At 71.6% G+C, this 19,981-nt stretch carries 14 protein-coding genes and 2 pseudogenes; 11 read left to right on the top strand and 5 right to left on the bottom strand.

Annotated features, from left to right (window positions below; genetic code table 11):
- The first annotated feature begins 120 nt into the window (after positions 1 to 120).
- The 5 genes from LNW71_RS00420 (at position 121) to LNW71_RS00400 (ending at position 4,077) form a co-directional block, all read left to right on the top strand.
- Positions 121 to 1,323: an ATP-binding protein gene (locus tag LNW71_RS00420; RefSeq protein WP_250966382.1), complete on the top strand. Its 1,203-nt coding sequence runs from the start codon at positions 121 to 123 to the stop codon at positions 1,321 to 1,323.
- Between the two features lie 580 nt (positions 1,324 to 1,903).
- Entirely contained in the window at positions 1,904 to 2,338 is a 435-nt protein-coding gene (locus LNW71_RS00415) for a roadblock/LC7 domain-containing protein (protein WP_250971846.1), read from the top strand.
- A 2-nt stretch (positions 2,339 to 2,340) separates the two neighbouring features.
- The gene (locus LNW71_RS00410; RefSeq protein WP_250966381.1) at positions 2,341 to 2,712 is read left to right on the top strand and encodes a DUF742 domain-containing protein; all 372 of its coding nucleotides are present in this window, start codon (positions 2,341 to 2,343) and stop codon (positions 2,710 to 2,712) included.
- Between the two features lie 157 nt (positions 2,713 to 2,869).
- The gene (locus LNW71_RS00405) at positions 2,870 to 3,493 is read left to right on the top strand and encodes an ATP/GTP-binding protein (RefSeq protein ID WP_250971845.1); all 624 of its coding nucleotides are present in this window, start codon (positions 2,870 to 2,872) and stop codon (positions 3,491 to 3,493) included.
- A 20-nt stretch (positions 3,494 to 3,513) separates the two neighbouring features.
- Positions 3,514 to 4,077 carry a GAF domain-containing protein gene (locus LNW71_RS00400; protein WP_285337903.1) on the top strand — a complete coding sequence of 188 codons (564 nt, stop codon included), beginning with the start codon at positions 3,514 to 3,516 and terminating at the stop codon, positions 4,075 to 4,077.
- Positions 4,078 to 4,118: 41 nt separating this feature from the next.
- Here the strand turns inward: LNW71_RS00400 and LNW71_RS00395 are convergent, their stop codons facing one another.
- The 5 genes and pseudogenes from LNW71_RS00395 to LNW71_RS00375 all read right to left on the bottom strand — a co-directional run bounded on the left by LNW71_RS00395 (position 4,119) and on the right by LNW71_RS00375 (position 12,219).
- Positions 4,119 to 6,056: a DUF2264 domain-containing protein gene (locus LNW71_RS00395; protein ID WP_250966379.1), complete on the bottom strand. Its 1,938-nt coding sequence runs from the start codon at positions 6,054 to 6,056 to the stop codon at positions 4,119 to 4,121.
- Between the two features lie 38 nt (positions 6,057 to 6,094).
- Positions 6,095 to 8,495 (bottom strand): annotated as a pseudogene (locus LNW71_RS00390) (polysaccharide lyase 8 family protein).
- A 58-nt stretch (positions 8,496 to 8,553) separates the two neighbouring features.
- Positions 8,554 to 9,917: pseudogene (locus tag LNW71_RS00385) on the bottom strand (M60 family metallopeptidase).
- A gap of 158 nt (positions 9,918 to 10,075) precedes the next feature.
- Positions 10,076 to 11,170, bottom strand: coding sequence for a LacI family DNA-binding transcriptional regulator (locus tag LNW71_RS00380; protein ID WP_250966378.1), 1,095 nt, complete (start codon positions 11,168 to 11,170; stop codon positions 10,076 to 10,078).
- A gap of 62 nt (positions 11,171 to 11,232) precedes the next feature.
- On the bottom strand, positions 11,233 to 12,219 hold the full coding sequence (locus LNW71_RS00375; protein ID WP_250966377.1) for a hydroxyacid dehydrogenase: 987 nt from the start codon (positions 12,217 to 12,219) through the stop codon (positions 11,233 to 11,235).
- Positions 12,220 to 12,558: 339 nt separating this feature from the next.
- Here LNW71_RS00375 and LNW71_RS00370 point away from each other — a divergent pair, with 339 nt between their 5' ends.
- The 6 genes from LNW71_RS00370 (at position 12,559) to LNW71_RS00345 (ending at position 19,924) form a co-directional block, all read left to right on the top strand.
- A complete protein-coding gene (locus LNW71_RS00370; protein ID WP_250966376.1) occupies positions 12,559 to 13,572 on the top strand; it encodes an ABC transporter permease subunit in 1,014 nt (337 codons plus the stop codon).
- A gap of 82 nt (positions 13,573 to 13,654) precedes the next feature.
- Positions 13,655 to 14,515, top strand: coding sequence for a carbohydrate ABC transporter permease (locus tag LNW71_RS00365; RefSeq protein ID WP_250966375.1), 861 nt, complete (start codon positions 13,655 to 13,657; stop codon positions 14,513 to 14,515).
- Between the two features lie 51 nt (positions 14,516 to 14,566).
- The gene (locus tag LNW71_RS00360; RefSeq protein ID WP_250966374.1) at positions 14,567 to 16,240 is read left to right on the top strand and encodes an extracellular solute-binding protein; all 1,674 of its coding nucleotides are present in this window, start codon (positions 14,567 to 14,569) and stop codon (positions 16,238 to 16,240) included.
- Positions 16,240 to 17,715, top strand: a complete 1,476-nt coding sequence (locus tag LNW71_RS00355) for a M1 family metallopeptidase (RefSeq protein ID WP_250966373.1) — start codon at positions 16,240 to 16,242, stop codon at positions 17,713 to 17,715. The genes LNW71_RS00360 and LNW71_RS00355 overlap by 1 nt, the downstream gene beginning before the upstream one ends.
- Positions 17,712 to 18,221, top strand: a complete 510-nt coding sequence (locus tag LNW71_RS00350; RefSeq protein WP_250966372.1) for a hypothetical protein — start codon at positions 17,712 to 17,714, stop codon at positions 18,219 to 18,221. The genes LNW71_RS00355 and LNW71_RS00350 overlap by 4 nt, the downstream gene beginning before the upstream one ends.
- Positions 18,161 to 19,924: a right-handed parallel beta-helix repeat-containing protein gene (locus LNW71_RS00345; RefSeq protein WP_374119500.1), complete on the top strand. Its 1,764-nt coding sequence runs from the start codon at positions 18,161 to 18,163 to the stop codon at positions 19,922 to 19,924. Before LNW71_RS00350 ends, LNW71_RS00345 begins: the two co-directional genes overlap by 61 nt.
- Positions 19,925 to 19,981 lie beyond the last annotated feature (57 nt).

The following is a 19,981-nucleotide window of genomic DNA, read 5'->3' as shown; positions in this document are numbered from 1 at the left end:
CTTCGCGCACCCGACGCGCGACCGGAACGACGAGAGGGCGGGCGGCACGGCCGACCGGGTGCCCGTTCCCACTCGGCCGCGGCCAGGCCGCGCGCTGCCCAGCCGTCCCCCGAGGCGCGCATGCGCCCCCAACTCCTGCGCACCGCGGTGCTGCCGGCCGTCGCCGTCCTGCTGACCGGCGCCGCGGCCGTCATCTACACCGCCCGCTCCAGCGGTACCCGGCCGTCCACGGAACTCTGGACCGCGCTCGGCATCGCCGGTGCGCTGGCCGCTGCCGCGATTCTGGCCGCCTTCCTGGCCGCGAACCGCGCCGCCACCACCGTCCTCGGCCGCTGCCTCGCCCTGCGCCGCGCCAGCACGCTCTGGCAGACCGAGCTGCAACAGGTGGTGGAACAGCTCCGCAACGGCGAACCCGTGCCCGCGCGTCGGCCCCCGCAGCCCGTGGCCCCCGGCAGCGACGCCTTCGAACTGCTGGCGCAGGAGCTCGGCCGTCAACAGGAAGGAGCCGTGGCAGCCGTCGTACAGGCGTCCCGGCTCTCCGAGCACACCGGCGAGGACCAGAAGGTCGAGGTCTTCGTCAATCTCGCCCGCCGGCTGCAGTCGCTGGTGCACCGCGAGATCCAGCTGCTCGACGAGCTGGAGCACGAGGTCGAGGACCCCGACCTGCTCAAGGGCCTCTTCCACGTCGATCACCTGGCCACCCGCATCCGCCGCCACGCCGAGAACCTCGCCGTCCTCGGCGGCGCCGTCTCCCGGCGGCAGTGGAGCAACCCGGTCACCATGACCGAGGTGCTGCGCTCGGCGATCGCCGAGGTCGAGCAGTACCCGCGCGTCAAGCTCGTACCCCCGATCGACGGCACCCTGCGCGGGCACGCGGTCGCCGATGTGATCCACCTCCTGGCCGAACTGGTCGAGAACGCCACGGTGTTCTCCGCCCCGCACACCCAGGTGCTGCTGCGCGCCCAGCACGTCACCGCCGGTCTCGCACTGGAGGTGGAGGACCGGGGGCTCGGCATGCCGGGCAACGAACAGAAGCGCATGAACGCCCTGCTCGCCGACCCCGACCAGGTCAACGTGGCCCGGCTGCTCCAGGACGGCCGGATCGGACTGTTCGTGGTGGCCTCGCTGGCCCGCAGGCACGGCATCGCCGTACGGCTGCAGAGCAACATCTACGGGGGCACGCAGGCCGTGCTCGTGCTTCCGCAGTCCCTGCTCGGTGCCGAGGACGACGCACCCGCCGAGGCGGGCAGCACGCCGGCCCCGCCCCCGGCCCCGTGCACCGCCCACCACCCCTGGACGACACCGCGGCGCCCCGGGACCTGAACCCGGGCCCGGCACCCGCCCCGGAGCCGGAGCGCCGGCCGTACGTGCCGAACCAACAGCTCAGGCTGCACCAGCCACCGCAGCAGACGCGCCGGCAGAGCGAGGGCCCGCCGCTCCCGCTGCGCGCCGAGCGCCTCGACCGGCCCACGCCCCCGGGGCCCGCCCGGCGGACGAAGCGGTCGCGGCGCTCCCCCCGGAGACCGGAGTCGTACGCGGCACCATGGGCCGGCCGCAGCTTCCCCGCCGCGCCAACCAGGAACACCTGGTCCCGCAGCTCAGGGAGGCACCCGTCCCGCGCACCGAGGACGAACCCGCCCTGCACGACCCGGGCCTGGTGGCGGCCTTCCGGCGCGGCATCGACCTCGCCGAGGCGCGTGCCGAATCGGAGGCCGAGCCGGACCTCGGGCGGGCACCGGGTTCGGGACGGATCCGGGCATCGCGGCAGCCGCACCCGTCCGGGCGCCACTGGATCCGCTCCCGGTCCGCGGCGCCACCGCACCCGTGGAACTCCTCGGCGCAGGCCATTTCCACAGTGATCAAGACCCACTCGAAGCGAACACCTCCAAGGAGTAGATGCACCATGGCGACCGATATGCCGTCCGGTCAGGTCTCGGACCTCGACTGGCTGCTGAGCGGGCTGGTACAGCGCGTGCCCTACACGCGCAGCGCGGTCCTGCTCTCCGCCGACGGACTGGTGAAATCAGTCCATGGCATGGACGCCGACAGCGCCGACCACATGGCGGCGCTGGCCGCCGGCCTGTACTCGCTGGGCCGCAGCGCGGGGGCGCGGTTCGGCGACAACGGGGAGGTCCGGCAGGTGGTGGTGGAGCTCGACTCGACGCTCCTGTTCGTCGCCACCGCCGGTTCCGGCACCTGTCTGGCCGTGCTCGCCGGGCGGAACGCCGACGCCGCCGTACTCGGCTACGAGATGACCATGCTGGTGAAGAGTGTCCGGCCCTATCTGCTGACGCCGGCAAGACAGGCGGCCGGGGTGCCGGGCGCCACGGGGCTGTGAGCGTGTCGGCCACGCAGGACGGGCCGTTGCTCGACGATGCGGCAGGCCGCCTCATCCGCCCGTACACCGTGAGCAACGGCCGCACCCGTCCCACGACCGTGCTCGACCTGCTGTCCCTGGTCATGGCCACCGGGACCGTTCCGCAGACGCACCTCGGCCCCGAGCACTCGGTGGCGCTGGGACTCTGCGGCGGACCCACGTCGGTGGCCGAGATCGCCGCCCACCTGCGGCTGCCCGCGGTCGTCACCAAGGTGCTCCTCTCCGACCTGGTCGACTGCGGCGCGGTCACCGCGCACCCGCCCGCCTTCCACGACATGCCCACTGACCGATCCCTGCTGGAGGCAGTGCTCGATGGCTTACGACGACAGCTCTGACGGCTTCGACAGCTCCGCCCCGTACGCGGGGGCCGCAAGCCCCGGAAACGTCGGCTATTCGGACGGCCCCGGGAGCTCCGGGTACGCGCAGCACCAGCGGGACGTCGGTTACCCGGCCAGTCCGGCGAACGGCGGGTACGCGGACGCCTCCGGAACCATCGGCTACGCGGCAGCCCCCAGCAGTCCCGGCGGCTTTCCCGTCGCGCTCAAGGTACTGGTGGCGGGCGGGTTCGGGGTCGGCAAGACGACATTCGTCGGCGCGGTCAGCGAGATCGCACCGCTGAGTACGGAAGAACTGCTGACCCAGGTCAGCGCGGCCACCGACAGCCTCGAAGGCATCGAGTCCAAGACCTCCACCACAGTGGCCATGGACTTCGGCCGCATCACGCTGGACGAACAGCACGTGCTCTATCTGTTCGGCACACCGGGCCAGGAACGCTTCTGGTTCATGTGGGACGAGCTGTCCCAGGGCGCGCTCGGAGCGGTGGTCATCGCCGACACCCGCAGACTGGAGGAGTGCTTCGCCGCCGTCGACTTCTTCGAGCGGCGCGGGATCGGATTCATCGTCGCCGTCAACGAGTTCGACGGCGCCTTCCGCTACGGACCCGAGGAGGTGCGGGCCGCACTCGACCTGACGCCCGAGGTGCCGGTCGTCCTCTGCGACGCCCGCATCGCCAGTTCGGGCACCGGCGCGCTGGTCACCCTGGTCCAGCACCTGATCAACGCGACCGCCGAACCGGCCCCGCTCTCCGGCCATGGAAGTTTCGGAGTCCATTCGTGATTCCGCACGCCATCGGACGCATGCTGCTGACGCCCGTCGACAGCGATGCCCGCGTCCGCACCCAACGGCTGCGCAGCCTCGGCCTGGGGGAACGGGCCGACGCCTCGTTTCACAACTTCGACGCCTTCGCCGACCGGGTGGCCGAAGTGACCGAAGTGCCCTTCTCGATAGTCAACTTCATCGACGGGAACCGGCAGTTCTACGCCGGGCTGCACACCCCGGCGGGCACCCGCAAGGGCGCCGACCTGGGAGCCACGGCTGCGGGCAGCGGCCGCAGCGGCCGCTATGTGGCCCTCGACCACGGCTACTGCCCGCACGTCGTCGTACGGCGCAGGGCGCTGGTCCTGGAGGACGTCTGCGACTATCCGCGGTTCGCCGGCAATCCGGTCGTCGACGACATAGGCATTCGCTCCTACCTCGGGGCGCCGCTCATCGACCGCACGGGGATCGCGCTGGGTGCCGTCTGCGCCGTGGACACCGTGCCCCGCCCCTGGGGGCGGGCCGGGCTCGACACGATCAAGTCCCTCGCGCAGGAGCTCGTCGGGCACATCCACCGCCGGGAGGACAACAGCATCGGACTCTGAGCCCGGGCCACCGGGCGGGTCGCGGGCCCGCCCGGCGCCGGTCAGACCTCGACGCTGCTCCCGTCCAGGAAGGTCAGCACCACCACGTCACCGTCGACCCGAACGCGCGCCGCCGTACGGAGCGCCTCCGGATGGACGCTGTCGCGGGTGAGGACGACGAGCGACACATGAATGCTCCGGCCGCCCGGACGGGGGGCGCTGCGCAGATACGGGATCGCCGAGTGCGGCCCGTAGGCGTTGGACTCGACGTCACGTGCCACGGCGGCCCCGTCGGCGCCGCCGTCCCACCCGTACAGCGCGACCACCGCGCTGCTCAGCCCCTCGGCCGTGCGGGCGAGTGCCCAGTCGGGCCCCGACGAGGCGAACGGACTCGTCGGGTGCGCGACCGCGTGACCGCCCTCCCGGACCACCGCGCCCGCGGGCGCCTCGACCCGGTGCACCCGGATCTCCCAGGGCCCGTGCAGCACGCTCGTCGTCTCGATCCGGTACGCGCGGTCGTCACCGGGCAGCCGGGCCGCCGACCAGGACGCCGCCGTGCGGTCCTCGCAGCGCAGCGGGTGGATCCGGCGCCGCCGGGACGGGGTACCGTCCGGGGCGAGCAGCGCCAGATGGCCGTCGATGTTGCGGGCCAGGGCGTGCGGCGCGGTTTGGGGCGCGGTCGCCGTCGAGTACGCCAGCTTCGCGTAGTGCGGATCGTCCTCGCCCGCCGCCAGGTCCGGGTCGGTGCCGACGGCGTCGGCGGCCGGAGCGGGGGCGGGCGGGTTGTGGTCGCTGCCGTGGTTGACCAGCCGGACGATGCCGTCGTGCCGGGTGCCGTGCAACAGCCAGCCGGGCACCGGAAGAGCCGTGAAGGTGTCGGACTCCTCGACGGGCAGCGGGAGTTCCCGCGCGGTCCACACCGCGTGGTCGGCCGGAAGCAGCAGCCCGAGGAAGCCCTTGCTCGCCCAGTACGGCGAGGCCGGACCGGAGTACGGCTGGGTGGACGGCAGGAAGGTGTCGTACCAGCCGAGCGTCAACAGCCCTCGTTCGTCCGGCACGCCGCGCTCGGCGAAGTGCCGCAGTGTGCCCGAGGCGAGCCGGCGTGTCAGTCCGGGCTCCAGCGGGGTGCAGTCGGCCAGCGCCCCCATCCACACCGGAGCCAGCGCGGCGAACCGGTAGGTGAGCGAACGGCCCTGGTGGACGGGGGCACCGTCGGCCCCGAAGAAGTGCTGGTAGTCCTCCAGGAACCGGCTGAGCCGCTGCCGGTAGACCGCCGCCCGGCCGCCGTCGGCGTCCGGTCCGGCGATCCGCGCCCACAGCAGCGGGTACAGGTGCATGGCCCAGCCGACGTAGTAGTCGAAATTGCGGCCGTCCCCGTCGGTGTACCAGCCGTCACCGACGTACCAGTCCTCTATCCGGTCCAGCCCGTCCTCGATGTCGGAGCGGCTGTACGGCGCGCCCACCGAGGCGAGGAACTGCTCGGACACCACCTGGAAGAGCCGCCAGTTGTTGTCCCAGGTCCGGCCGCCGACGAACCCGGAGAACCAGTCGACCACCCGCTCCTGCACCCGGGCGCCCAGCCGGTCCCAGATCCACGGCCGGGTCTCGTGCAGCGCGACCGCGACCGACGCCGCCTCCACCATCTGCTGGGAGCAGTCCGTCAGCCGCGGCCACGCCTCCCCGCTGCCGGGATCCGTGCCGGCCGCGAGACCGGCCGCGTACCGCTCGGTCAGCGCTGGGTCCACCGCCCCGCCCGCGCCCGCGATCCGGCAGGCGGCGAGCAGGAACGACCGGGCGAAGCCTTCGAGGCCGTCCGAGACGACCCCCGACCAGCTGCCCCGGCCGGGCAGCCGGTACTGCGCGAAACCGGGTGTGGCGTACGGCGTCAGCGCGTCCAGCATCCGGTCGGCGGCCGCCTCCCAGTGCGCCCGGGTCCAGCCGGTGCGTGACGACAGGATCCGGTCGGTGGGCGGCAGTTGCAGATGCGGTGCGACGGACATGGTGGTGCTGCTCCTCGGGGTCGATGCGCGGGGACGGCTCACTGGACGAGTTCGGCGCGGTGGGTGTGGCCGCGGGAGCCGCCGACGGCGACGGTGAGGACCGGCCTGCGCCCGGGTGTGACGGTCACGGTGTCATCGGTCTCGGCCACGGACCGTACGTGGAAGGGGAGTTCGACCGAGAGCGTGGTCTGTGTGCGCCCCGGGTCGGCGACCGCGGCCGACACGTGTGCGCCCCGTCGCCGCACCAGCACCGACGCCGGACCGGACGCCGTGATCCCCGCCGCGGAGCCGGCTCCCCAGAAGTGCACCGCGGTCAGCCCGGCCCTTCGGTCCTCCACGGCCTGTGCGGTGGCGTCGTTGGCGAGGATCCGGACCGGCCGGGAGCGGGACCAGACCGCGGTGGCCGCCGCCGACGCGCCCGGCAGCAGCACATAGGCGTAGCCGGCGTCGGTGGGGAGGTGCCGTGGTCCACCCAGAGAGTGAGGTAGCGGCGGGTTACGGGATCGGTGCTGCCGGCGGTGTCCGCCCCGTGTCGATGGCCCGCCAGGTGCCGGTGCGACGCTCGCGCAAGGAGTGCAGCGCGGCGCCCTCGGCGAGGACATAGCCGCCGACTCCCTCCAGGTGCGCCCACCGGGCCCGGTCGGACGTGGTGTCCCGGCCCTCCGCGAGGGAACGCGGGACACCGTCGACCAGCAGCCGGTTACGGCCCTGCGCCCCGAGGTTGCGGTTCTCGATGATCGTCTCGACCGTCCGGCCGTCGGCCGCCGTGATGCCCGCGCCGAGTGCGACCACCGCGTTGTCGAGCAGGAACCACGACTTCCTGGCCCGCAGGGTGCTGCCTTCGGCGCCGGTCACCTCCATCGCTGCGGCCCCGTACCGGCCGGCCAGCACGGCTCCGCCCGCCACCGTGTTCGCCGGACAGTAGGTGGACGTGCCGGCGCCGGCACCGAGGTCGTCTCGCCGGCGCGTGTCGACCGTGGTGCCGGGAAGCCGGTACGGATCGACGGTCGGCCAGAAGCCGTCGTTGAACTGCCCCAGGTCGTCGCCGTCGTACAGGTACGTCATGCCGTCGCCGGTGTACCAGCCGTGCAGGTTCTCGCCGTTGCCGGCCTCGTACGCGGAGATCCGCTTCGACGACAGCGACAGTGCCAGGGCCCAGCCGGGGCGGCGGTGCACCACGCGGTCCATGTCGGCGAGGACGAAGCTGCCCGTCGTGCGGGCCCCGGCGTGGATGCCGCGGTCGTCGAGCACGGCCTTGGCCAGGGCGAGTTGGGGGAGTGTGGCGAGAGACGCGAACGGAGTGGTGCGGTTACGGGTCAGCCAGCCCTTGGCCAGCGTCCGCCACCGTGCCGCATGGGCGGCCGGCGCCCCGGAGGCCAGGAGCAGGATCGCCGCGACGGCGGCCGCGCCGTCCCGGTGGTCACCCGCGCGCTCCCGTGACACGGCCCGTCCGCGCACCGTGTCCATCATCAGCCCGTCGAAGACCACCGGCGCGAAACTGAGCTCCACGGCCTCGTACATCACCGAGACCGCCGGGTCGGTGACCGCCCACGGCGAGTCGGCGAGGAGCGAGAGCAGCCAGGCCGCACCGCCCAGCAGTACCGTGCCGTACGAGCCGGTGTAGGCGACCACGTCGTGCTGGACGAACGAGCCGTCCTCGTAGAACCCGTCGCCCGAACCCACGTACCGGAAGAGGCTGTTGCGGCCCGCGTCGCGCACGTCGGAGAGCGCGTCACGGGCGGACACCAGCTTGGCCGGGTCCGCGCCCAGCAGTCCGCGCAGGGCGACGATCACGGCCTTGTCGGTGCGGTTGGCCCCCGTCTCGGGCAGCGTGGGGGAGTTGGTGCGCCGGTCCGCGTCCGGGCAGAACCGGTCGACGACGCCCAGATAGTCGGCGAGATCGCCGGCGGACAGCTGTCCGCGGAGCAGCACGCTGCAGTCCATCAGCGCACGTGGTGCGCCGATCTCCCAGAACCACCAGTTGCCGCTCTCGCGCGCGCCCGGGTGGTAGGCGGTGTCGTAGGTGAAGCGCAGCGCGCCGAGGAGTGCTTCGGCGGTCTCCGCGTCACCCGCCAGGGAGGTGCCGGGAGTGGCCCACGCGGTCGCGAGGGTACGCAGCCGCGTGTAACTCTGCCCGAAGTTGCCCGGATCGGTGACGGGGGAGAGGTCGGCCCACAGCGCGCTGCGGCCGGCGCCGCGGTCCAGGGTGGCCCACAGTTCTTTCGCCGTGCTGTCCAGGGTCGCGACGGCGGCGGCGAAGTCCGGGTCGGAGGCGTCGAACTCGCCACCGGTGAGCAGGGTTTCGGCCCGCCCGAGCAGGGTGTCGAAGTCGTCGTCCGCCGGCTGCGCCGCAGCTGCCGCGGGGACGAGCACCCCGCCGGCCGCGGTGACCGCCGCGGCGCCGCTCGCGGCGAGCAGGGCCCTTCTGCTCAGCTGCATGGTGACTCCCTTTCCTCTGCGTTCTCTTCGTTTCCGCGGTTCGCCGTGGTCCCCGTGTTCAGTCGGTGAGCGTGCTCGGGTCCACCGGCGGCTGCGGCAGGTGCAGGGCCGCTATTTCCGCCCTGCCGACGGCGTCGACCGGAAACGCCCAGGTGTTGACGAAGAAGTCCGTGAGGTCGTGACCGGCGACGCGGCTGGAGTAGGTGGCCAGCGCCCGGTAGCGCTTGTCGTTCTCCGTGTAGTCCGACTGCGGGTTCTCCTCGCGCACCAGCCGGTGCAGCCGCGGCCAGAAGTCCTCCCCGAAGGCGAGCTCCAGCTGACGCAGCGGCACGAGCTTCTCGTACGCGCCGAACGAGGTCTCGTAACTCAGCCCGGCGGTGCCGAACTTGGCCCGTGAGGTCTGGAAGGCGGTGAGCCCTGTCGCCGGGTCGACCGTGAGCAGGTTGGACGGCTGCCGCAGGGTGCGCTGGGCGGCCAGCGAGTAGATGTTCACCGTGACCTCGGTCAGCCCGCCCGGCTTGTAGGCCATCTGCTGATGCAGGTGGCCTAGTTCGTGGTAGAGCCCCAGCCGCGCGTCCGCAGGCCCTCGACGGTCGTGGCCCGGTCGAGATAGGCGCGCGGGAAGCCGTTGTAGCCGTGTGTGGCGTATGCGCCGACACCGGTGGGCACCTTGCTGACCTCGGTGAAGTGGTACGGCCCGGCCTTCCTCCGGTGCAGCGGCCCCGAACCGTCGAGCCCGCTGATCCGGGCGTGCGAGTCGATGACCGTCTCGACCAGCCTGAGCAGTGCCGCGTGGTCCTCGCCGCGGTACTGCAGCGCGCCGTCGCGGGTCAGCGTCATGATCGTGTGCGGGCCGTGGAGTTCGGCCCAGGGCGATGTGGTCAGCGTGTCGAGCTGCCGCTGGTAGTCCGCCTCGGTGGTGTGGCCGAGGGTGAAGACCGGCATGGGGACGGCGCCGGAGCGGATCAGCACGTCGGCCCGCTCGCCGTGCCCGGTGAGGGTCAGGTAGACGGGGCCGCCGTGCGGGTCGGTCAGGCTGTTGGTCCCCGCCGACAGCTGATAGCTCCGTGGTTCGGTGATCTCGCCGTAGTAGTCCCAGGCGCCGATCCAGAGCGTGGGCAGCAGACCGTCGTGCGGCCGGACGGTCAGCGAGAGCGGGGTGGCGGCGGGCACGTACAGGCCCGTCGGCTGGAACTCGGAGCCGCGCAGGGCCTGCGCGAGCCGGAGCCGCTCGGCCTCGGCGGCGGGGCGGGCGGTGACGGTCAGCGCGACCGGGCGGACACCGGGGCGGCCCGGCGCGGCGAGGGCGGACGAGGCGGTGGCGCCGAGTGCGGCCGCCGCCCCGGCGCCGGCCGCTGCGGCGAGGACGGAGCGGCGGCCGACCGGGGTGGAAAGCGAGACCGAAGGGCTGGGCTTACGCATGCGGAACTCTCCCTGCAGAAACGAATGAGGGGCGGAAGCGTGCGGAACGGGGTGGGACCTGCCGTCAGCATGTAAGCGGTTGCTATCGAGCCGCAAGGGGAGTCGCGAAGTTACTGTGATTTTCTATGGCCAACTGTGGACACGGCGGAAGTAACCGGTCACATGCGGGTGGGCCGGTCCGCCCGGGGGCCGACGGAATCGCGTACCACGATGTGGGTGCCCAGCCGCAGCGCACCCGTCGTCGGCTCGCGCCAGTCGTCCTCGTCCCCGCCCGAGACGGCCAGCCGTACCGCCTGCCGCCCCATCTCCTCCAGCGGCACATGGACGGTGGTCAGCCGGGGGCGCAGCTCCTGGGCGACCGGGATGTCGTCGTAGCCCACCAGCGAGATGTCCTTCGGAACCCGCAGGCCGGCCTCCTCCAGCGCCTGGGCGGCGCCGGCGGCGACCACGTCGTTGGCCGCGAAGACGGCCGTGAACTCCGGCCCGTCCCGCAGGAGTTCGGACATCCTGCGGTAGCCGAAGTTACGGCTGAAGGCGCCCGGCTGGACCAGCTCGGGGTCGGCCGCCAGACCGCGCAGCTCCAGGGCCCGGCGGTGCCCGGCCAGCCGGTCGCGCGTGGTGGAGAGCTTGGGCGGACCGCCGAGGTAGAGGATCCGCTCGTGGCCCTGCATGAGCAGGTGGTCGGTGATGGCGAAGGCGCCGCCCTCGTTGTCGTACTCGACCGCCGCGGTGGGTGCGGCCTCGCCAAGCGGGGGCCTGCCGCACAGCACCAGCTTGGAACCGCCCGCGTCCAGCTCGCGCGCCCGGCGGGCCAGCTCGGAGGTGTAGCCGCGGTCGGCGATGGAGCCGCCGACGACCACCACCGCGTCCGCCCTGCGCTCGTGCATGAGGTCGATGAAGGCCAGCTCGCGCTGCGGGTCGCCCTGGGTGCAGCAGACCAGGCAGAGCCGCCCGCCGAGCGCGGCCTCGCGCTCCACACCCCTGGCGATATAGGCGTAAAACGGGTCGATGACCTCGTTGACGATGATGCCGACGGTGCGGTTGGAGACCCCGGCCAGGGCGCGGGCGTGCGCGTTGACCACGTAGCCGAGCTCGCGCATGGCGGCCTCGACCCGCTCCCGGGTCGCCTCCGCGACGGGGTAGTTGCGGTTCAGTACGCGGGAGACGGTGGCCGTCGAGACGCTCGCGCGCCGCGCGACATCGGTGACCGTCGCCCGCCGCTGTCCGTCCCCGGCCGTGCTCTGCCGGCGCATCCGGCTCACCCCCTGGTGGCTGTTGTGTGACGCCGAGCCTAGAGCCTGTGGCGGGACGGGGTTCATGCGATCCTCCCCAGTTCGGCCCGGTGCACCGGGTGGCCGAAGGGCTCGCCCTGCGCGTACCTCGCCAGCTCGTCGACGGCGAGCGCCCCGAGCCGGCCCACCTCGTTGCCCTGGGCGCCGGCGAGATGCGGGGTCAGGAAGACGTTGGGCAGGTCCCACAGCGGGTGGCCGGCCGGCAGCGGCTCGGGTGAGGTCACGTCCAGGACCGCGTCGAGCCGCCCGCTGACCAGGTGCCCGGTCAGCGCCTCGGTGTCGACCAGCGGGCCGCGCGCCGTGTTGATGACCAGGGTGCCCGGCCGCATCAGACCGATCCGGCGGGCGTCGATGATCCCCCGGGTCTCGGGTGTGTCGGGGGCGTGCACGCTCACCACGTCACTGGTCGCCACGAGGGTGTCCAGATCGACCGGGGTGACGCCGAGGAGTTCCGCCTCGGCGGCGCCCACGTACGGGTCGTACAGCAGCACCTGCGCGTCCAGGACCCGCAGCAGCTCGATGACGCGACGGCCGATCCGGGAAGCGCCCACGATCCCGACGGTCAGCCCGTTCGTGCCGATCCAGTGCTGCCGGTCGAGGTCGGCGCCGGTGCGGTGGGTGCGGCGGGCGCGGTACAGCCCGGCCAGCGGGAACACCCGTTTCGCCCCCATGATGACCGCGGCCAGCGTGAACTCCGCGACCGGCACGGCGTTGGCCGACGCGGCCGAGGAGACGACGATTCCGCGGTCGAACGCGGCCGGCGACAGAAACGTCTTCACCGTGCCCGCCGCATGGATCACGGCCCGCAGCCCCGGCGCCCGCTCCAGCAGGGCGCAGTCCACGGGCGGGCAGCCCCAGCCGGTGAGCAGGACCTCCGCGACGGACAGCGCCGCCGCGGCGTCCGGGGAGTCGAACTCGCTGATCACGGACGGGTCGAGGAGGTCCGCTGTCTCCTCCAGCCGGGCTCGGACGGGAGGCGGGAAGACCTCGTCCAGCAGTCCGGGGCTCATCACCAGGACCGTGCGCGGCCGCCTCGCGGGCGGGGTCGCAGCGTCGGTCCCGGATGGAGCCGGTGCCTCTTCGGTGGTTCGCACCCTGCCTCCGGACAGTAATCGCGTTCTATGGAATGACCGGCACGCTAGGGAGCGCGACGGCCGACCGTCAAGCTCTCTCCATGGATAACTGCCCGATTGCAGCCGCTATCTGACGTTTTTCCGGCAGGGATTGCCTTACGGGAGCGTTGCGTAACAAAGACGTTCGCTCGGATCTCTTGACGCTTGGGTTAACCGCTTACTAACTTGCGGCCGCAGAAGGCTCACCACGCGCCACCCGGCCGAACAGGACGCACCATGGCTGACACAGCACCCCCGCTGCCGCGGGAAAAGCGGCGGCGGCGGGGCGAGGAACCCGCCCCGCCCGAGGCCCGGCCCGCAGCTCCGCCGCACCGGCTGACGCTCGGGCAGCGGATCAAGCGCGACCGGGTGATGCTGCTGCTCACCCTGCCCGGCCTGCTCTACTTCGTCGTCTTCCACTACGTGCCGCTGCTGGGGTACGTGGTGGCGTTCCAGGACTACCAGCCCTACCTCGGATACATGCACAGCGTCTGGGTGGGCTTCGCCAACTTCTCCTCGGCGTTCGGTGAACCGGCCTTCTGGAGCGCGACGTTCAACACCCTGGAGATCGCACTCGTCCAGCTGGTGTTCTTCTTCCCGGTCCCGGTCGCCCTCGCCCTGCTGCTCAACAGCATCGCCAGCGACCGCATCCGGCGCTTCGTGCAGAGCGTCGTCTACCTGCCGCACTTCATCGGCTGGGTCATCATCGTCTCGATCTTCCAGCAGATCCTGGGCGGCGCCGGACTGCTGCCGGATGTCCTGGGAGGTCTGGGCCTGCCGCGCTACGACATGATGAGTGACCCCGACGCCTTCCCCTGGCTGCTGACCCTCCAGGTGGCCTGGAAGGACGCCGGCTGGGGCACGATCATCATCCTGGCCGCACTGCTGAACATCGACCGGCAGCAGTACGAGGCCGCCGCGATCGACGGGGCCGGGCCCCGGCGCCGCCTCTGGCACGTGACGCTGCCGGGCATCGCCCCCGTGCTCATCCTGCTGCTGATCCTCAACCTCGGGCAGATCCTCTCCGTCGGCTTCGAGCAGATCCTGCTGCAGCGCGACGCGGTCGGCCCGGGCGCCGGTGAGGTCCTCGACACCTACGTCTACTACCACGGCATCAAGGACAACGACTGGGGCGTCGCCGCCGCCGTCGGACTCGTCAAGGCCGTCATCGGCACCGTACTCGTGCTGGGCGCGAACAAGCTCGCCCACCGACTCGGCCACGAAGGGGTGTACCGCGGTGCTGACCGCTGAGCAGACGCGCGCGATATCCGAAGCCACCGCACCGCCGCCCCCGCCGGCCCGCCGGCGCAGGCCCGACGGCAGACCCCCGTGGATGGAGCGACCGACGCGCACGGGGCAGGCCGCCAAGGCGGTGGCCGTCGTCGTGGTCGTCCTCGCGGTGGCCTACCCGCTGATCGGCGTCATCGGCACGAGCGTCGCCTCGCAGACCGACATCATCAAGGCCTCCGGCCTCGTCCTGTGGCCCGACCACCCCAACCTGGACGCCTACCGCACGATCTTCACCGGCGGCGTCGTCACCCGGGCGCTGATCGTCTCCGTCGGCATCACCGTCATCGGCACCCTCGCCAGCCTGCTCGTCACCGTCGGCATGGCGTACGGACTCTCCCGCCGCGAGGTCACCGGCTCCCGCATCATCCTGATGACGGCCCTGTTCACGATGCTGTTCAACGCGGGCATCATCCCGAACTTCCTGCTGGTCAAGGGACTCGGGCTGTACGACACCTACGCGGCGCTGGTGATGCCGACCCTGGTCAGCGCCTTCAACCTGGTCGTCCTGCGGTCCTTCTTCATGAACCTGCCCCAGGAGCTGTACGACGCGGCGAAGGTCGACGGCGCCGGCGACCTCCGCATCCTGGTGCGGATCGTCCTGCCGCTGTCCAAGGCGGTCCTCGCCGTGATCAGCCTCTTCTACGCGGTGACGTACTGGAACGCCTTCTTCAACTCGCTCCTGTACCTCAACGACTCCGACAAATGGCCGCTGCCCATGGTGCTGCGGACCTACGTCCTGCAGGGCCAGAGCCTCAACTCCGCCTCCGCCGGCGAGGTGCTCGCCCCGCAGCAGGCCGTGCAGATGGCGGTCCTGGTCATCGCCGTCGTACCGATCCTGTGCGTCTACCCGTTCCTGCAGCGCTACTTCACCAAGGGCGTGCTCACCGGCGCCGTCAAGGGCTGAGCGCAGCCACCGCCCCCCACTCCTTCCTTCCCCTCTTCCAAGGAGATTCAGGTGCCGAGCTCAACCCCCATCAACCGCAGAGCACTGTTCCGCATGGGTGCGGGCGTCGGTCTGGGACTGGCCGCCGCCCCCTTGCTCGCCGCCTGCGGCGACGGCGGCACGACCGCCAAGGCCGAGGCCAAGAGCGCCTCGCTGCTCCCGGACACCACGGTCCGCAACATCGGTCTCGAGCCCGATCTGGCCGGCACCGCGGCCGGTGTCCCGCAGGGCTTCTTCAGCTACCCGTCCAAGCCGCTGCGGGCCACGAAGGGCACGCCGCTCGAGGGCGCCGAGCCGATCAGCGCGACGATGGAGACCTTCTCGCCGCCGCCTCCCTCGCGCGGCAGCAACGCCGCCTGGCAGGAGATCGAGAAACTGCTCGGCGGCAAGGTGAACATCACCGCCGTCCCCGCCGACGACTACGGCACCAAGTTCTCCACCATGGTCGCCAGCGACAGCCTGCCCGACCTCTTCATGTACCCGGAGAGCGGCGGCGTCGACAACAAGGCCGCCTTCCTCCAGGCCAAGTGCGCCGATCTGACCCCCTTCCTCGCGGGCGACAAGGTCAAGGACTACCCGAACCTGGCCGCGATCCCGAAGGGCGCCTGGCAGTCCGCCGTCTTCGGCGGGAAGCTCTACGGCATCCCGATCGCGCGGACCGGCACCGGCGGCGCCGGTGTCTACCGCCACGACCTGTTCGAGGAGGCCGGCGTCACGAGCCTCGACCAGATCACCGACCTCGACCGGTTCGTCGAGCTGTGCAAGGAACTGACCCGGCCCGACAAGGACCAGTACGCGATCATCGCGGGCGCCACATCCATGCTCGCCATGTCCGCGGGCGCCCCCAACTTCTGGCGGCTGGACGAGAAGACCGGCAGGTTCACCGCCGACCTGGAGACCCCCGAGTACCGCAAGGCGGTCGAGACCGCGCGGCTGCTGTACAAGGCCGGCTGCTACTACCCGGGCACCCTTCAGATGTCCGGGGCGCAGAAGGCCCAGTACACGGACATGTTCAAGAACGGCAAGGGCGCGTACGTCTACGACGGCATGCCCACCTATCTGGCACCCGGGGTCGGCTATGTCGCCGCCATGAACGCGGTCGACAAGAAGTTCGATCCGAGGCCGTTCGTGCCGGTGGGCAAGGACGCCGTCGCCTGGATGGACAACATCGAGCTCCAGAACACCCACATCAAGCAGGCGTCCGGGGACCGGGTCGAAGAGATCCTGGCGCTCGCCGACTTCGCCGCGTCCCCCTTCGGCAGCCAGGAGTACACGCTCCTCAACTACGGCGTCGAGGGCAGGGACTTCACCCGTGACGCCAAGGGCAACCCGGCGCTCACCAAGCAGGGGACGCAGGACGTCACCGTGCCCTGGAAGTTCATGGCGTCCGCCGTGCCCGCCGTCTTCAGCGCCGACTCGGAGCAGGGCGTCCGGCACGTCCACGAGACCTTCAGCAAGATGATCCCGATGATGGTGGCGGACCCGACCCTTCAGTACTCCTCACCCACCTGGGACTCCAAGGGCACCGGCAGCCTCAACACGCTGAAGGGGGACGCGCTCAAGGACATCATCTCGGGCCGCAAGCCCATGTCCGCCTACGACCAGCTGGTCAAGGACTACCTGGCCAAGGGCGGCGAGCAGGCCCGCGGGGAGTTCGAGGAAGCCTTCCAGAAGGGCAAGAAGTGATGGCCGCTCCCACCAGCAGGCGCACGGTCCTGAGACTCGGCGGGGCAGCGGTCGCCGCAGCCGTCGCCGTCCCCGCCCTCGGCTCGCCCGCCACCGCACGGGCGCACCGATTCGACCCGCGGCCCGGCTCGAACGGAGTCGGCGACCCGCTCTTCCCGACGCTCGGCAACGGCGGCTACCAGGTCCTGCACTACGACCTGACCTTCGACTTCACCCCGGTGACCTACGACTTCACCGCAACCGTGAAGATCAACGCCAGGGCCACCCAGGACCTCTCCGCGTTCAACCTGGACACCGACGGCCACACCATCGACGCGGTCACCGTCGCAGGCCGCCCCGCCACCTGGCAGCTCACACCCGGCCTGAGCGGCCAGGAGTTCACCCTCACCCCCGCCCGCCCGCTGCACGACGGGCAGGCGTTCACCGTCGAGGTCCGCTACCGGGGCAACGGCAAGGCACCCCGGCTCGGCCTCACCGGCTGGCGGTTCGGTACGGACGGCGGCTTCGCGTCGGCCGCCCAGTCCTCGCGCGCCGACACCTTCCTGCCGTGCAACGACACCCCGTCCGACAAGGCGACCTGGACCTTCCACATCAGCGCCCCCGAAGGCTTCGTCGCCACCGCCAACGGCGAGCTGACCCACCGGACACCCCGCTCCGACGGCTCCACCGTCTGGCACTTCGCCCTGCGCGAGCGCATGGCGACGGAGCTCATCGGTATCGCCGTCGTCAAGGGCACCTACCTGTACGGCACCAGCCACCGCGGCCTGCCGCTGCGGCACATCGTGCCCCAGGGCCAGGAGGAGAAGTACGGCCCGATCGTGGCCCGTACCGGCGACCATCTGGCCTGGCTGGAGGCGAGGTTCGGCCGCTACCCGTTCTCCGTCTACGGGCTCCACATCTACGACGGCTACACCGACGCACTGGAGAATCAGACCCTCTCCCTGTTCTCCACCAACTGGTTCAAGCTCAACGCCGAAGGGCAGCCGGGCTACGAGACCACCATGGTCCACGAGCTCGTCCACCAGTGGTTCGGCGACTCCGTCACCCCGAACGACTGGCAGCAGGCCTGGCTCAACGAGGGCCCCGCCGTGTACTACGCCGGCCTGTACGGCGAGGAGCGCGGCTGGTCGGTCCTCCAGGACAAGATGAAGGCGACGTACGAGAAGCTCGACGCGGTCCGCGCCGCCGACGGCCCGCCCGGACTTCCCAAGGCGCTCGGCGGCACCAACATCTACGACGGCGGCGCACTCGTGCTGTACGCCCTGAGCCTCCGGGCCGGCCGGCGGAAGTTCGACCACGTCATGCGCGAGTGGGTGAAGCGGTTCAAGGACTCCACGTACACCACCGAGGCCTTCATCCGGCACACCGTCGACGTCACCGGCGACACGTCCCTGGACCCGTTCCTGCGCGACTGGCTCTTCGGGACCGTCAACCCGCCCATGCCCGGCCACCCCGACTGGAAGGCGACCGCGTGAACCGCACCGTGCACGTCGTACGAGGAACAGCCGCTGCCGCCACCGCCGCGTTTCTCGCCGCGCTCCTCGCCGCCCCGGGCGCCCAGGCCGCACCCGGCACCCGCACGTTGTACGCGTCCCCGGACGGCCGCGGCTCGGCCTGCACGGCCGCCCGGCCCTGCACCCCGGAAGGCGCCCGCGACCTGGCCAGGACCGAGACCCGGCGTGAGGTCCGCGTACTCCTGAAGGACGGTACGTACAAGCGCGACGAGCCACTGAGGCTCGGCGCCGCCGACTCCGGCAAAGACGGCCGCACCGTCACCTGGACCGCGGCCCTCGGCGCACACCCCTGCTCTCCGGCGGCCAGGACATCACCGGCTGGCGGCGGAACACCGACGGCAGCTGGAGCGCCGGCGTCCCCGCCGGCGTCACCCCGCGTCAGCTCTTCGTCGACGGCAGGCGCGCGATCCGGGCCCGCGGCGAGGCCTGCGCGGCGAGCACCTGCGACGCCACCTCCACCGGCATGACCGGCGCCACCGCGACCGGAATCGACCGGTGGCAGCGCCCCACCGACGCCGAAGCCGTCATCCGGGTCCGCTGGCGCAACTACCACTGCCGGATCGCCGGCGTCAGCGGCGACACCATGACCTTCGTCCAGCCCTGCTGGACCAACTCGGCGAGCGGCACCGACCGCACCGGACCCGCCTGGGACTCCACCGCGGTCGACTCCACCCGCTACAGCGGCGTCGCCTTCTTCGAGAACGCCCCCGAACTCCTCGATCAGCCGGGCGAGTTCGTCTGGGACTCGAAGGGCCGCACCGTCACCTACCTGCCGCGCGAAGGTGAGAACATGCGCCGCGCGCAGACGGTCACCCCGCACACCGAACAGCTGCTCGTCGTCGACGGCGCCCACGACGTCACCGTCAGCGGGATCGGCTTCGCGTACGCGGCGTACCGACAGCCCGGCACCGACGAGGGCTATGCGGGCATGCAGGCCGGTCTCACCCTGACCGGAGCCACCGGCCCCGTCGACCACGCGGGCCGCTACTACACCAAGCCGTCCGCCGCGGTCACCGTCCGCGGCGCACAGCACGTGAACATCGACAGCAGCCGGTTCAGTCACCTCGGCGGCGCCGGCGCGATCCTGGAAGCCGGCACCAAGGACAGCGCGCTGACCCACTCGGCCTTCACCGACCTGTCGTCCGGAGCCGTGCTCGTCGGCGACACCGAACCGATGCCGGAGAAGTCGCTCGCGGGGGAGCGGAACACCGTCGCGTACAACACCATCACCCGCTCCGGCGTCGAGTACACCGACTCGGTGGGGATCTGGGCCGGTTACGAGGCCGGGCTGACCGTGGACCACAACAGCCTGGACCACCTTCCCTACTCCGCGATCTCCGTCGGCTGGGGCTGGAACCAGCCCGAGGCCCAGAAGTCCGTGCTGCGCGACAACAGGGTGACGGCCAACCGCATCACCGACGTCATGGAGGTCGCACAGCAGCAGCACGACGGCGGCGCGATCTACACCCAGGGCGCCCAGCCCGGCACGGTCCTGAGCGGGAACTACATCAACCGTTCCGCGTACAACAACACCGAGCGCGACGGCAACGGCATCTACCTCGACGAGCAGTCCTCGCACATCACCGTCGAGCACAACGTCATCACCCGCATCGGCTACAAGTGGGTGTCCAACTGGGCGGACTACGGCATACAGAACACCGCCCGCGCCAACTGGACGGACACCGCCGCCCCCGCTCTCGGCGGCGCCGGCTCCGTGATGACGGACAACGTCACCGGCCTGGACCGGCTGCCCGCAGAAGCACTCGCCGTCGCCGCGCGGGCGGGCGCCCGCGGCGGCCCGGTCGAGCAGCTGCGCACCGACCTGGCCCGTACCGGCACCGCCACCCAGTCCTCGACCGAGACAACGGCGACAGCGGCGCTGGCCCTGGACGCCGACACCAGCACGGACTCCCGCACGCTCTCCGGGGCGGGTGCCTGGTGGCAGGTGGACCTCGGCGCCGTCCGGCACATCCGGCAGGTCGAGATCTGGAACGACGCCTCTTCCACCACCGCCGACTTCGACGTCGTCACGGACGACGGGACGGTGCACATCAGCGGGAAGGCACTGCGTCCCACGCTGGTGAACCTGGACAGCCGGACCCGCACGGTGCGGATCTTCGCTTCCGGTACGGGACGGGTGGCACTCGCCCAGGTCCTCGTCCACCCCTGACAGCACCACCAGGCACGCGCACACCACGCGACGCGGAGCGCCGGACCGGCCGAGGGC

Source organism: Streptomyces sp. RKAG290 (genome assembly GCF_023701695.1).
Lineage (GTDB): Bacteria > Actinomycetota > Actinomycetes > Streptomycetales > Streptomycetaceae > Streptomyces.
The sequence above is the reverse complement of the archived record's forward strand: the minus strand, read 5'-3'. Positions and strand labels throughout refer to the sequence as shown.